At 73.2% G+C, this 14281-nt stretch carries 10 protein-coding genes; 2 read left to right on the top strand and 8 right to left on the bottom strand.

Annotated features, from left to right (window positions below; genetic code table 11):
• Positions 1–729, bottom strand: a 729-nt coding sequence (locus ABZS51_RS31965; RefSeq protein WP_355448807.1) for a hypothetical protein, incomplete at its 3' end; no start/stop codon positions are given.
• A gap of 178 nt (positions 730–907) precedes the next feature.
• On the opposite strand from ABZS51_RS31965, the gene ABZS51_RS31960 reads away from it, so the two are divergent.
• Complete coding sequence (locus tag ABZS51_RS31960; protein ID WP_355448804.1) at positions 908–2665, top strand: long-chain fatty acid--CoA ligase; 1758 nt, start codon at positions 908–910, stop codon at positions 2663–2665.
• 9 nt (positions 2666–2674) lie between these two features.
• Here the strand turns inward: ABZS51_RS31960 and ABZS51_RS31955 are convergent, their stop codons facing one another.
• The 4 genes from ABZS51_RS31955 to meaB all read right to left on the bottom strand — a co-directional run bounded on the left by ABZS51_RS31955 (position 2675) and on the right by meaB (position 6466).
• A complete protein-coding gene (locus ABZS51_RS31955) occupies positions 2675–3799 on the bottom strand; it encodes an acyltransferase (protein ID WP_355448801.1) in 1125 nt (374 codons plus the stop codon).
• A complete protein-coding gene (locus tag ABZS51_RS31950; RefSeq protein ID WP_355448798.1) occupies positions 3796–4413 on the bottom strand; it encodes a TetR/AcrR family transcriptional regulator in 618 nt (205 codons plus the stop codon). Before ABZS51_RS31950 ends, ABZS51_RS31955 begins: the two co-directional genes overlap by 4 nt.
• Positions 4414–4460: 47 nt before the next feature.
• Complete coding sequence (locus ABZS51_RS31945; RefSeq protein ID WP_355448795.1) at positions 4461–5405, bottom strand: acyltransferase domain-containing protein; 945 nt, start codon at positions 5403–5405, stop codon at positions 4461–4463.
• Between the two features lie 80 nt (positions 5406–5485).
• Positions 5486–6466 (bottom strand): methylmalonyl Co-A mutase-associated GTPase MeaB, encoded by a 981-nt coding sequence (gene meaB, locus ABZS51_RS31940; RefSeq protein WP_355448792.1) that lies wholly within the window; start codon positions 6464–6466, stop codon positions 5486–5488.
• A 135-nt stretch (positions 6467–6601) separates the two neighbouring features.
• Here meaB and ABZS51_RS31935 point away from each other — a divergent pair, with 135 nt between their 5' ends.
• Positions 6602–8650 (top strand): protein kinase, encoded by a 2049-nt coding sequence (locus tag ABZS51_RS31935; protein ID WP_355448789.1) that lies wholly within the window; start codon positions 6602–6604, stop codon positions 8648–8650.
• A gap of 91 nt (positions 8651–8741) precedes the next feature.
• Here the strand turns inward: ABZS51_RS31935 and scpA are convergent, their stop codons facing one another.
• The 3 genes from scpA to ABZS51_RS31920 form a co-directional block, all read right to left on the bottom strand.
• Entirely contained in the window at positions 8742–10889 is a 2148-nt protein-coding gene (gene scpA / locus ABZS51_RS31930) for a methylmalonyl-CoA mutase (RefSeq protein WP_355448786.1), read from the bottom strand.
• Entirely contained in the window at positions 10886–12664 is a 1779-nt protein-coding gene (locus ABZS51_RS31925; RefSeq protein WP_355448783.1) for a methylmalonyl-CoA mutase subunit beta, read from the bottom strand. The genes scpA and ABZS51_RS31925 overlap by 4 nt, the downstream gene beginning before the upstream one ends.
• An 83-nt stretch (positions 12665–12747) precedes the next feature.
• Positions 12748–13506, bottom strand: a complete 759-nt coding sequence (locus ABZS51_RS31920) for a peptidoglycan-binding domain-containing protein (protein ID WP_355448780.1) — start codon at positions 13504–13506, stop codon at positions 12748–12750.
• Positions 13507–14281: the final 775 nt, after the last annotated feature.

The raw sequence follows: 14281 nt of genomic DNA, 5'->3' as shown, positions 1-14281 counted from the left end.
CGTCTTCGAGCCGCCCTTGACCATGGTGACGACCGCGTCGCGGGTGCCGCCGTTGTCGATCTGCAGCGAGCTGCGGCCGTTCAGGGTGCTCCGGCGGATGAACGTGCCGTTGCCGAGGCGCCGGGTCTTCTTGGCGCCGGCCTTCACGGTGACCACGTCGGCCGGGTAGTCGCCCGCTTGCTGCAGGGCCTGGCCGGCCTGGTCCAGGGCCTTGAGCGCGCCGCCGACGTCGGTGAGGGCGGCCGAGGAGGTGCACAGGTCGCGGCTGCCGACCTTGCCGGCGGTGCCGCCGAGCGCGGTGGCGAAGTCGCGCAGGCTCGCCACGTACGCGTCGTGCTGGGCGCGCACCTGGTCGGGCGGGGTGACCGCGGCCAGCGCGGCGGCGCCGTCCTCGATCGCCTCGGTGGCCCGCTGGGCGCGCTGGCCGAGGGTCTTGGGCTTCCGCGCCGCCACCATGGAGTCGAGGGCGCCGGCCATGGCCTTACGCCGCGTCGCCAGCTCCGTCTTGTACGCGGCGGGGTCGAGGGCGGACGCGCTGGGCGCGGCGGTCTGGGAGGGGCCCGTCGCGGTGCCGGAGGAGGGGGCGCCGGAGGAGGAGGTTCCTGAGCCGCCGCCCACGCCGCTGACCACGGGCTGGCCGCCCGAGGGCCGGGGAGTGGCGGCTGAGCAGGCGCCGAGCGTCAAGGTCGCCAGGGCGAGGACGCAGGAGATCATCCGGGGGGCTGCCACCTGTCCCACTATCGCCGTCTTGATCCCCCATCGTCAATCGCGGTCCCCTCCCCCGCGCCGCCCGCCCCGCCCCCGCGTCCCGTCGCCGTCGCCCGCACCGACACGGGACGATCACGACTGTCGACTCGCGCGGTGCGCTCCGCCTAGAGTCGGCTGCATCACACCCAGGAGGACAGGCATGTCGAGCATTCCCTCCCTGCTGCGCGACCGGATCGCCGCCACCCCTGACGCCGAGGCGTACCGGACGCCGTCGGACGACGGCTGGGCCTCGCTGTCCTGGCGGGAGGTGGGCGAGCGGGTCCGCCGGTTGGCCCTCGGCCTGGCGCAGATCGGCGCGGGCCCCGGCACACGGGTGGCCATCCTCAGCTCCACCCGCATCGAATGGATCCTCGCCGACCTGGCGGTGCTGTCGACGGGCGCCGCCACCACCACGATCTACCCGTCCAACACGGCCGCCGAGTCGGCGTTCGTCATCACCGACTCCGGCAGCACGATCGTCATCGTCGAGGACGACGACCAGGTGGCCAAGGTCAGGTCGGTGCGCGAGGAGCTGCCCGACGTCAAGCACGTGGTCGTCATCGACGGCACCCCCGACCAGGACGGCTGGGTGGTGCGGCTCGACTCGCTGAGCGGCGAGGGCGACTACGACGCGATGGTCGACGCCATCGGCCAGGACGACCTGGCGACGCTCATCTACACCTCCGGCACGACCGGCCGGCCCAAGGGCGTGGAGCTGACCCACGACAACTGGCTGTACGCCGGCGGCGCGGTCCGCGAGCTCGGCATCATCTCGGAGGAGGACCTGCACTTCCTGTGGCTGCCGCTGTCGCACTCGTTCGGCAAGCTGCTCCAGGTCGTGATGATCGACATCGGCGTCCCGACGGCGGTGGACGGCCGGCTCGACCGGATCGCCGAGAACCTGGGCGTGCTCAGGCCGACGTTCATGGCCGCGGCGCCGCGCATCTTCGAGAAGATCCACAACACGGTGGCCGCCACCGTGCAGCGCGAGGGCGGGGCCAAGCTGCGCATCTTCCGGTGGGCCCGCCAGACGGGCCTGCGGGTGGTGCGGGCGCGCCAGCGCGGCGCCGCCGTGCCGCTCACGACACGGGTCGAGTACGCGCTGGCGGACCGGCTCGTGTTCGCCAAGCTGCGCGAACGGTTCGGCGGCCGGATCCGCTTCTTCATCTCGGGCTCCGCGCCCCTGTCGCGCGACATGGCCGAGTTCTTCGACGCGGCCGGGCTGACGATCCTGGAGGGCTACGGGCTGACCGAGTCCTCGGCGGGCAGCTTCTTCAACCGGCCGGAGTCGGTGAAGTTCGGCACGGTCGGCCCGCCGCTGCCGGGGACGCTGGTGCGCATCGCCGACGACGGCGAGGTGCTGATCGGCGGCCGGGGCATCATGCGCGGCTACCACGGGCTGCCGAAGGAGACGTCGGAGGCGCTGGAGGACGGCTGGCTGCGCACCGGCGACATCGGCGAGCTCGACGACCAGGGCCGGCTGACCATCACCGACCGCAAGAAGGAGCTGATCAAGACCTCGGGCGGCAAGTACGTGGCCCCGACGTACCTGGAGGGCCGGGTCAAGGCGGCCTGCCCGTACGTGTCGCACGTGTTCGTCCACGGGGACCGGCGCAACTACTGCACGGCGCTGGTGACGCTGGACATGGAGGTCGTCAGGCCCTGGGCCGAGTCCGAGGGCCTGCCCGCCGACCCCGCGGAGCTGCGGGAGCACCCGCGGATGCGCGAGGAGGTGAGCAGGGCGATCGACCAGGTGAACGCGGGAGAGGCGAGCTACGCGACGATCAAGAAGTTCGTCATCCTGGGCGAGGACTTCACGGTCGAGTCGGGCGAGCTGACGCCGAGCCTGAAGATCAAGCGCAAGGCCGTCGAGGAGCGCCACGGCGACGTCCTCGACGCCTTCTACGACCAACCATGAGGACGGCCCCTACAGGACGCGCCTGGCGCCGGGGATCGACCTGACGAGGTAGGCGAGCCCCCAGCACAGCGGCAGGGAGACGGCGGTCACCAGCGCGAACTTGACGACGGCCGCCGCCTCCAGCCCGCGCAGCGCCACGGCGACGCCGACGAGCACGACTGGGTGGACGACGTACACCGTGTAGGCGTGCGCCGACAGGAACCGGCCGAGCGGGCCCTGCCCGTCGAAGCGCTCCCGGAAGAGCACCACGAGACCGGCGATGAGCCCCACGGCGAAGAACGACTGCCAGAGCGCCGTGGCGGCCCAGGACGGCGCGCCCGTGGTGAGCACCGACAGCGGCAGCGGCACGGCCACCGCGACGGCCGCGATGACGAAGCCCAGGCGGCCGGTACGGCGCGGCAGGCTCTCGAACCAGCCGCGCCGGAAGGCCACGGCGCCGGCGGCGAACATCGCCACGTACTGCGGCAGGTAGTCGGGGCTGGGCAGCCCGAGGAAGGGGACGTACGTGCCGGTGGGCACCGCGAGCCGCCACAGGAACGTGACCGCGGCGAGCCCGGCGGCGAACAGCGCGAGCGACCGGACACTCGGCGGCGACTGCCGCGCCGTCACCTCGGGCCTGCCCTCCGGCGCGCCCTCCCGGTCGCCCTCCCGCCCGGCGCGCATGCGCCGCCACAGCGCGTACGCCAGCGCGAAGACGATCAGCACCTCGGCGAACCACATCGGCCCCGGGTCCCAGGTGCGCAGGTAGAACTCGGCGTACGACATGTCCCGGCCCTGGGCCAGGTACTGCGGCAGCGTGACCAGCGGGCGCAGCAGCACGAGGAAGACGAGCAGCGGAATCCCCAGCCGGACCAGCCGGTCGCGGACGAACGCCCGCCCGCCCTTGCGGTCGTGGGAGCCGGGGCTGAAGAAGCCGGAGACGAGGAAGAACAAGCCCATGAAGAACGCCTGGTTCAGCGTGACCAGGATGTCGAGGGCCAGCCCGGAGGGGTCGCGGGCGGGCTCGACGTAGAACCACACCGGGATGTTGCCGTAGGTCACGGCCACGTGGTGGATCACGACGAGCGCGGTGAGGACGACGCGGAGGTTGTCGACCGCTAACAGGCGGGTGGCGGATCGGGTCTCGGTGGTCATGTGCAGGCCCTTTCGAGGAGGTCGGCGAGCTGCCTGGCGTGGGCGTCCAGATCGTGGTCCGGGTGGGCCTGCCAGTAGGCGAACATGGAGTCCACGGCCGCCTGGTGGGTGACGGCCATGACGCGGACGTCGAAGACGCGGAACTCCCCGCGTTCCTGCCCGTGGCGGTAGATCCCCTCCAGCGCCTGGTAGAGCTCGTCGCTGGTCAGGACGCCGTAGCGGGGAGTGCCGTCGGCCGCGCGCAGGTTCGTGAAGATCTCACCGAGGGCCCGGAGCTGGACGCGGTTGGACCGCATGTGCTCGGCCACGGACAGGACGTGCGTCCTGAGCAGGTCGGTGGCGGACTCGGCGCCCTCCATCCGAGCGACGACGAACTCGGCGATCTGCGTGTAGACGCGGGTGACCACTTCCTCCATCAGCTCCTCCTTGCCGGCGAAGTGGTAGGAGATGACGCCCTTGCTGATGCCGGCGTGCTGGGCGATCCGGGCGAGCGACGCGCGGGCGAAGCCCACCTCGGCGATCACCTCGACGGCGGAGCGGACGATCTGGTCCCGCCGCGCCTCCTCGATGAACGACCGCGCTTTCTGGCCGCTCGGCTTGTTTTCTGACCGCATGGCCAAAAATTAGCACAGGCGGACAGAAGATCGGTAGGACCGGGGAGTCAGAGGGGCAGCCAGCCGGCGCGGCCGTACCAGGTGCCGCCAGCCGCGAGGTGGTCGGCGATCGCCCGCTCCAGCCGCGTGCGGCGCGGCAGCTCCGGCCCGTACGCGTCGGCCCCGAGGACGAACGCCAGCATGTCGCTGCCCTCGAACCGGTGCAGCAGGTGGAAGCGGCGCTGGAAGGCGACGATGTTGGAGCCGGCCGGCAGGTAGCGGGCGAGCTGGTCGTCCAGCAGCCACGAGTGGCAGGTGACGACCCGGGGGCGCTCCTCGGGGAAGTGCCGGGCGAAGAAGGCGCGGGCCCGCGCGAACGCCGCGTCGCACGCCTCGGGCGTCATCGGCCCCTTGGAGTCGGGGACGTGCACGGCGAGCGCGGCGTCTCCCGGGGCGACGGGCAGCCCGGCCCGGGAGACGCCCTCGGCGGTGGTGCGGCCCAGACGGGTGCGCTCGAACTGGAGGCGGCCCAGGTCGTACATGAGGCCGCGGGCGTGCAGGGCGAACCACCAGGGCGCGTGCAGGCCGGGCCCGCCGTGGCGCCTGCGGTGGGCGGCCATGGTGCGGCCCAGGTCGGTGAACGTCGCCCACGACACCGCTTCGGGGACGCCGCGCTCCCGGTGGTAGCCCCTCGTGTACGGCAGGGCGCCCAGGAAGACGTGCGTGAACACGTACGGGCCCAGCTCAGGGGGCAGCCGGTCGGGGAACGCGGGGCCGCGCTCGACCAGGCCCATCGCGGCGACGAGCGAGTGGACGCACCGCTCGACCAGCCACCACTGCGGGGTGCCGCGCTCGGGCAGGGTGGAGACGACGCCGTTGACGTCCTCGTGCGGGACGGCCAGCCGCAGCAGCTCGGCGACGGGATCGCGGGGGAACTGCACGTCGATGCCGCCGAGGGACTCCAGGTGGTCCAGCCAGCCGGGATGGTCCCGGAGCAGCGCCTTGATGTCCATCGCCGTCCAGCGTAGCCCCGAGCCCTGCGATGACCGGCGGACGAGGCGTGGCACGGCGACGAGCGACGTTCAGGGGCTGATCAGGAGCGTTCAGGGGCTGATCGGGGACGGGTGAAGGCGGACAGGAGGCGGTCGGCGGCGAGCGACGGGGTGAGGGTGCCCGCGAGGACCTCCTTCTCCACCTCCTCCGCGATGGCCGCGACCCGCGGGTCGTGACGCAGCTCCGACAGCAGCCGGTCGCGCACCAGCGTCCACGTCCACCCCACCTGCTGGCGGCGGCGCTTGTCGTCCAGGTCCAGGCCCTCCTGGTGCGCCAGCACGTGCTCCCACAGCTCCGCCAGCCCGTCGCCGGTGAGCCCGCTGCACGTCAGCACGGGCGGCGGAGTGCTGTCGGAGCGCAGCATGCGCAGCGCCCCGGCCAGCTCGCGCGCCGCCTTGCGCGCCGCCGTCGCGTGCTCGCCGTCCGCCTTGTTCACCGCGATGACGTCCGCCAGCTCCAGCACGCCCTTCTTGATGCCCTGCAGCTGGTCTCCGGTACGGGCCAGCGTGAGCAGCAGGAACGTGTCCACCATGTCGGCGACCGCCGTCTCCGACTGCCCCACGCCCACGGTCTCGACCAGGACGACGTCGTACCCGGCCGCCTCGACGACGACCATGGCCTCCCGGGTGGCCTTGGCGACGCCGCCCAGGGTTCCGGAGGTGGGCGAGGGCCGGATGAACGCGGCCGGGTCGGCCGCCAGGCGCGACATGCGGGTCTTGTCGCCCAGGATGCTGCCACCCGTACGCGTCGAGGACGGGTCCACGGCCAGAACGGCGACCCGGTGACTCTGTCCGGTGAGCATGGTGCCGAGGGCGTCCACGAATGTGGACTTCCCCACACCCGGCACGCCGGAGACCCCGACGCGGCGCGCCCGGCCGGACAGCGGGGTCAGCTCCACCAGCAGGCGTTGCGCAAGGGCGGCGTGGTCGGGCCGGGTGGACTCGACCAGCGTGATCGCGCGGGCCGTCCAGGTGCGGGAGCCGTCGCGCACACCCTCGGCGTAGTCCTCCAGCGACCGCACGCGCCCTCCCTGCCCCTGCCGGCCCAACCTGCTAGGAGTTTCCCGTTTGATCAGCTTAACTCCCGCCAAGTCATAACTTTTGACGCTAAGGTGCAGAGCGTAGTCGTCCCACCCGTCACAGGAGTCACTCCCCTCATGCCCCATGTCGAACCCCTGCGCGAGGGCGACCCGGCATCGGTGGGGCGCTACCGGCTCGCCGGCCGTCTCGGCGCCGGCGCCCAGGGCGTCGTCTATCTCGCCCAGGCGCCGAACGGCGCTCCGGTGGCTGTCAAGGTGCTGCACGAGGGACTCGCCGGCGACGACCGCCTGGCCCGGGAGATGGCCGCCGCCCGCCAGGTCGACCCGGTCAACGTCGCCCAGGTGCTCGACGCGTCCGTCAGCGGCCGGCCGTACGTGGTGAGCGAGTACGTGGACGGGCCGTCGCTGCAGCAGGCGGGACCGCAGGCGGGCGCGGAGCTTCAGCGGCTCGCCGTCGCCACCGCCACGGCGCTCGCGGCGATCCACCGGGCGGGCCTCGTCCACCGCGACTTCAAGCCGGCCGGCGTGCTGCTGGGGCCCGGGGGGCCGCGCGTGATCGGGTTCGGCGTCACGGGCGCGCTCGACTCCAAGCTCTCGGCCACCAGCAACGTGGTCGGCACCCCCGCGTACATGGCGCCTGAGCAGCTCGCGGGACAGGCGGTGGGGCCGGCGGCGGACGTGTTCGCGTGGGGGTCGGTGATCGTCTTCGCGGCCACGGGGGTGCCGCCGTTCGGCGACGACTCGCTGCCCGCGGTGATCAACCGCATCCTGCGGGCGGAGCCGCACCTCGGGGAGCTGCCGCAGCCGCTGCGCGCGGCGGTGGCCCGCTGCCTGACCAAGGCCCCGGCCGGGCGCCCGACCATGCACGAGGTCCTGCTCCACCTCCTCGGCGACCCTGCGTCCTCATCCAGCTCTCACGGCTCACCCGGCTCTCCGGTCTCCGCCGGCTCGCCGGGCTCTCCCGGTACGGACCCGCACGGGACGCACGGGGACGCGTGGCACACGGCGCCGCAGACCGCGGTCCGGCAGGAGCCGATCTCCCAGTCCACTGACCCGGTCCGCCCGGTGACGGGCCCTCAGGCCCCCGTCTGGCCACCCGCCGCCACCACCCAGGACCACTCCTTCGACACCCCCCAGCCCTCGGCCGCACCGGGCGCGCCCCGCCCGAGCGCGTCCGGCCCGAGCGCGTCCGGCCCGAGCACATGGGGTCAGAACGCACCCGCCACGGGCGCGGCCGGTTCCGCTGGGACGGGTGTCGCGCAGGCGGCCTCGTGGGCCCGTACCGCCGATCATGGTGAGCGGTGGCCGGCCGACGGAGGCCCCGAGGACCCGTGGCCCCAGGACGGAACGCGACGCGGCCCGCGGCCCCAGGACGAAGCCCGGCGTGACTCCTGGCCGCAGGACGGAGCCGGGCGTGACTCCTGGCCGCAGGACGGACCCCGGCGCGAGCCGTGGTCCCAGGAAGGACCCCGACGTGACTCCTGGTCCCAGGACGATTCGGTGGCCGGGCCGGGTATGGCCGGGGAGCGGCAGCCGGAGCCCGGCGGGAAGCCGGCCCCCGCGGCGCCACGGAGGCGGCGCGGCAAGACGATGGTCATCGCCGCGGCCTCCGGCCTGACCGCGCTCGCCCTGGGGGCGGCCATCGTCTGGCTGACCCCTTCCTCACCGCAGCCGAGGTCGCAGAGCCTGGTCGGCACCTCCTCCAGCACCTCCCCCACCGCGTCGCCGTCCCCGTCGCGCAAGCGGCCCACCAGGACCCGCACCCCCGCCCCGGCCCACCCCGGCACCGCCGACCCGGTCACCACCCGCTCCGCCGATCCCGACGGCACCGACTCTCCCACCGCAGGTCCGGTGACGGGACGGCTCACCCTCACGTACGTGCGCGCCGTCGGCACCAGGGAGGGCACCTGCTGGGCCGGTGACCACGTGGCTCTGACCGCGCTGGTGGAGCGCGCCGGCGACCAGCTTCCGTTCGGCTACGTGTGGATGGTCGACGGGCGCGTCACCGGCCGCGCGACGACCATCGTGGCCCCGGACGGCCGGCTCGTCCTGAACGCGCCCCGCACCCTGGCGGCCGACGGCGGCACCCACCTGGTCACGCTGCGCATCACCACCCCGGTGAGCCGCCAGCGCTCGCTGTCCGTGACGTTCTGCCGGCAGCCGTAGAGGGGCGCCTCCCCACCCGCGGCCGGACGTCACGCCGGCCGTACGACGACGTCCTGTTCAGTCCCACCCGTCCGACCGGCCCGGGAAACACCTACGCGTGGCGCTCGCGGAGGTCGTTCAGCAGGTCCAGGGCCGCGTCGGCGATCACGGTGCCGGGCGGGAAGATGGCCGCGGCCCCGGCGGTTCGCAGGGCGGCGAAGTCGTCCGGCGGGATCACCCCGCCCACCACGATCATGACGTCGGAGGCGTCCAGGTCCGCCAGGGCCCGCCGGAGCGCCGGCACCAGCGTCAGGTGGCCGGCCGCCAGCGACGACACGCCGACGATGTGCACGTCGGCCTCCACCGCCTGCCGCGCCACCTCCTCCGGCGTCTGGAACAGCGGACCGACGTCCACGTCGAACCCCAGGTCGGCGAAGGCCGTGGCGATCACCTTCTGGCCCCGGTCGTGGCCGTCCTGGCCGATCTTGGCCACCAGGATGCGCGGGCGGCGGCCCTCGGCGCGCTCGAAGTCGGCGCACGCCTGCCGTACCCGCTCGATGTTCCCGGCCGGGCCGGCCTCGTCGCGGTACACGCCGGAAATGGTACGGATCTGACCGGCGTGGCGCCCGAAGACCCGCTCCAGCGCGTCGGAGATCTCGCCCACGGTGGCCTTGGCCCGCGCCGCGTCGACGGCCAGCTTGAGCAGGTTGTGGTCGAGCCCCGGCCGGGGGTCGGCCGCGGCCTCGGTGAGCGCCTCCAGCGCGCGGCCCACCGCCTCGGAGTCGCGTTCGGCGCGCAGGCGGCGCAGCTTGTCGAGCTGGCTGGCCCGTACGGCGCTGTTGTCGACCTTGAGCACCTCGATCGGCTCGTCGGCGTCGGGCCGGTACTTGTTCACGCCGATGACCGGCTGGCGGCCCGAGTCGATACGGGCCTGGGTGCGGGCCGCGGCCTCCTCGATGCGCAGCTTCGGCAGCCCCGCCTCGATGGCGCGGGCCATGCCGCCGGCGGCCTCGACCTCCTCGATGTGCGCCCAGGCGCGCTCCGCCAGATCGTGGGTGAGCCGCTCGACGTAGTAGGAGCCGCCCCACGGGTCGATGACCTTGGTCGTGCCGGACTCCTGCTGGAGCAGGATCTGGGTGTTGCGGGCGATGCGGGCGGAGAAGTCGGTGGGCAGCGCGAGCGCCTCGTCCAGCGCGTTGGTGTGCAGCGACTGCGTGTGGCCCTGCGTGGCGGCCATGGCCTCGACGCAGGTGCGGGCGACGTTGGTGAAGACGTCCTGCGCGGTCAGCGACCAGCCGGACGTCTGCGAGTGCGTGCGCAGCGACAGCGACCTCGGGTTCGTCGCCCCGAAGCCGGACACCAGCTTCGCCCAGAGCAGCCGCGCGGCGCGGAGCTTGGCGACCTCCATGAAGAAGTTCATGCCGATGCACCAGAAGAACGACAGCCGGGGCGCGAACCGGTCGACGTCCATGCCGGCCGCGATGCCGGCCCGGAGGTACTCCACGCCGTCGGCCAGCGTGTAGGCGAGCTCCAGGTCGAGCGTGGCCCCGGCCTCCTGGATGTGGTAGCCGGAGATGCTGATCGAGTTGAACTTCGGCATCTTCTCGCTGGTGTAGGCGAAGATGTCCGAGATGATCCGCATGGACGGCGCCGGCGGGTAGATGTAGGTGTTGCGGACCATGAACTCCTTGAGGATGTCGTTCTGGATGGTCCCGGCGAGCTGCTCCGGCTCCACCCCCTGCTCCTCGGCCGCCACGATGTAGAGCGCCAGGACGGGCAGCACGGCCCCGTTCATGGTCATCGACACCGACATGCGGTCCAGCGGGATCCCGTCGAAGAGCTGCCGCATGTCGTAGATCGAGTCGATCGCCACCCCGGCCATGCCCACGTCGCCTTCGACGCGCGGGTGGTCGGAGTCGTAGCCGCGGTGCGTGGCCAGGTCGAACGCCACCGACAGGCCCTTCTGACCGGCCGCGAGGTTGCGCCGGTAGAAGGCGTTGGAGTCCTCGGCGGTGGAGAAGCCCGCGTACTGGCGGATGGTCCACGGCTGGTTGACGTACATGGTCGGGTACGGGCCGCGCAGGTACGGGGCCGCGCCCGGGTAGGTGCGCAGGAAGTCGAGGCCGTCGAGGTCGGCGGCCGTGTAGAGCGGCCGGACGCCGATGCCCTCGGGCGTCTCCCACACCCGCCCCTCCGCCGGCGGGGACGCCTCGGGCGGCGCCTTGCCCTCCAGCGGCACGCCGGTGAAGTCGGGGATCATCGGGCCACCTCCAGGACGTCGAAGGTCGTGCGGAGCACGCCGAGCGCGTCGCACCCGGTGTGGAGGCAGGCGTCCACGCCGTCGTACGAGCCCTGGCCGGCCAGCCAGACCAGGCGCGCACCAGCCTTCCTGAGCGCGGCGGCCACGGCCTCGGCGTGCTGGGCGTACAGGCGGTCGGTCGAGCACAGGCAGGCGACGGTGGTGCCGCTGACGGCGAACGCCGTGGCGATCTGGTCGGGCTCCGCCCCGGGCCCGGCGGTCTCGGTGGCCAGCCCGCCGGCGTGGAAGAGGTTCGCGGCGAACGCGGCGCGGGCCGAGTGGGCGGCGACGGGGCCGATCGTGGCGAGGAACACCTTGGGCCGTTCGGGCAGCGCGTCGGCCACGTCACGCAGCTCCTCGAACTCCTGGGCGTACCGGATCACCGGCAGACCCGCGGGAGTCCCCTCCCGGGAGGAGGCCGGCCACGGGCCGTCCCGCCGGGGGCGGCGCGGGGGCCTCTCGCCGGGCTGCGGGTACTCGCTGACGCCCGTGATCGGGAAGCGGCGGTGCGCGACGTCGGCGGCGCGGCGCTCGCGGGTGGCGGCGACCCGCCGCGCCACCAGGCCGGCCGCCGGGTCGATGCCGCCCGCCGCCTCGATGTCCTGGAACCACTCCCAGGCCCGCTCGGCCAGGTCGGCCGTGCGCCGCTCGACGTACCAGGACCCGCCGGCGGGGTCGGCCACCCGGCCGACCCCGGCCTCCTCCAGCAGCAGCGCCTGCGTGTTGCGGGCGATGCGGCGGGAGAACGCGTCGGGCGGCCCCAGGCAGGCGTCGAACGGCTGCGCGGTGACCGCGTCGGCCCCGCCCACCCCGGCGGCGAAGCAGGCCACGGTGGTGCGGAGCATGTTCACGTACGGGTCCCGCGCGGTCATCATCGCGGAGCTGGTCACCACGTGCTGGAGCTGCGCCCCGGACGCCCCGGCCGCCGGGGTGCCCGTCTCGACCCCGCACAGCTCGGCGATGCGCGCCCACAGGCGGCGCGCGGCCCGCAGCTTGGCGATCGTGGCGAACTGGTCGTCGGTCGCGGCGTAGCGGAACTCCAGCTGCCCGAACGCCTCCTCGACGCTCAGCCCGGCGTCGGTGAGCGCGCGCAGGCAGGCGACGCCCAGCGCGATCGAGCAGCCCAGCTCGTCGGCGTCGCCGCCGCCCGCGTCGTGGTACGGCGTGGCGTCCACGGTGACGGCCCGCAGCCCCGGGAACTCGGCGGCGCACCGCCGGGCGAGCCGCACGGCGGTGTCACGGCCGCCGGCCGTACCGGCTCCGAGGTTGCCCCGGGCGGGGGTGCCGCGCTCGGCGGCCAGCGCGAGCAGCGCCTCGGCCGCCTCGGCGGTGCGGTGACCGGCGTCCAGCGTGATCGGCGCGAGGTCGAGGTGGACACCCTTCAGCACCCGGCCCAGCTCGCCCACGGGGATCGCGCCGTCGCCGACGGCCAGCCACAGCGAGGTGACGCCGTTCTCCAGGTCGGCCAGCACGGCCTCCGGGTCGGGGACGGCGTGGCGCTGCCGCACGTCCCAGCCCCCGGCGGCCCGCGCCGCGTGCGCGGCGCGGTCGAAGGGCGGGGCGGCCGGCAGGTCGTCGGCGTCGTACAGCGGGGAGAGCGTCACCCCGTCGTACGTCGGGCCGGACAGGGCCTCCTCCGGGGACGCGGCCTCCACCCCCGACCTGCGCAGGACGGCGAGCGCGAGCGCCCGCCAGTCGTCGCGAGTGGTCGCGGGAAAACCGGCTGCCAGGTCCATGATTCGGATAGTAGGCGGAACGCCGCGAACCGGGTAACCCCAGGGGTCCCCCAGCGAAACGCCCGGCCGCCCCGGTGGGCCGGTCAGGAGCCGGGGGCCTCCCAGGCCAGGCGCCAGGTGACCGGGCCGACGACGCCGTCCGCGTCCACCCCCTGCTCGCGCTGGAAGCGGAGGCAGACGTCGCGCGACGCCGCCCCGTACGCGCCGTCCACGTCGAGGTCCCACCCGCGGGCCTTCATCTGCTGCTGCCAGGTGCGCACGTCCTCCCCGCGTGTCACCGGCGGATAGCGCAGCAGCCGGCCGGGGAACGGGGGCGCCTCTGGCTGCTCGCCGTCGCCGCCGTTCTCCCCGTCGCCGCCGTCACCGTCGCCGCCGTCACCGCCGGGCCGCGGCGCGCCCCGGCGCACCCACGCGTACAGCGGCTCCCCGGGGCAGTCGGTCGCGTACCCGTCGCGGTGCCCCTTGATCTCCAGGCCCGCGTCGCCGTGCTGACGGACGTACTCGACGGCGTCCAGGATGGCGTGCAGCACCCCGTCGGGCGGCTCCACCAGCCCGGCGTTGCCCACGAGGCCGAGCACGGCGTAGTGCCCGGAGTTGAGGCCAGGACCGTTGGCGGCGGGCAGGTGGTGCAGGCCCCGCCCCTCGAACACCTTCCTGTGCGGACAGGCAATGTAGGTGTTACCGGTGAAGTAGACCGTCCCGTCGCGGCGCGCCAACCAGGTCTGGTTGTCGGTCCGTGGACACCAGATCTCTCCTTGATACTCCTCACGAGTGATCGTGAAGCTGGCCTGGCGCTGAGCCGCCGAGCGAGGAGCCAGGTACCGCTGCTTCCTGATCGTCACTTGCCACATGTCCGTTTTGCAGCTGTTCGTGGGCGGTCTCACACGCAGCGAGGCTCCGTTACCCGCGAGGATAACCGCGAACATGAACGCCTCTGCTGCTGCTCTGCTCTTCTGCGCGAGCTTGTCCTTGCCTGCGTTGTCGGCTGCAAGAGAGGTTTCGATGAAGAGAGATAACTGCGCCCTGGTGAGAGTGAGAAGGAAGTCAAACGACGGAACCCGGCCTGGAGCGGCTTCGACAAGCCGCCTACCGGCATCGGCGGAAAGATGGAACTCCACGAGGTGTCTGTTCTGCGTCTCTCTCCAGCGTGGGACTCCGTCAGTTCGTCGGCCGAGGCGCGGGAATGCCTCGCTCGGGGGACCGAACACTTCCCTCAGCGCGGCACGGATCCTGGCCACGTTGGCGCCGTTGACCGAAGACTGATACAAAGCCGCGCTTGTGGCCGCTCTCCCTCCGCGAAGGGACATGATGTGGCCCTCGGTCCAGAACCACGCCACGAGCTCGACAAAAGCGTCGGACCACTTCGGCTCTGCTGGAAGATCCACGCACGGCGCTGCGAGCGGAATCCTGTCCCAGTAGCCAAGTGTGTCGGTGGTGGCCCATAGACGCTCGTACCCGGTGACGTCACGCTTGGCACGCCCGGTGCCCAACCACTGCCCGGCCGGTCCTCGCTGCCGGATGGTCCCTGTCCGTCTCCGGGATCTTTCCACCGGCCATCGATGGTGAGGCGTGGTGAGCGACGAATGCGAAAACCCCCGCATCCGCACCATCTCGCGA

The organism is Nonomuraea sp. NPDC005501, assembly GCF_040605905.1.
In the GTDB taxonomy this organism is placed as follows: domain Bacteria; phylum Actinomycetota; class Actinomycetes; order Streptosporangiales; family Streptosporangiaceae; genus Nonomuraea.
This window is presented reverse-complemented; position numbering and strand designations above follow the sequence as displayed.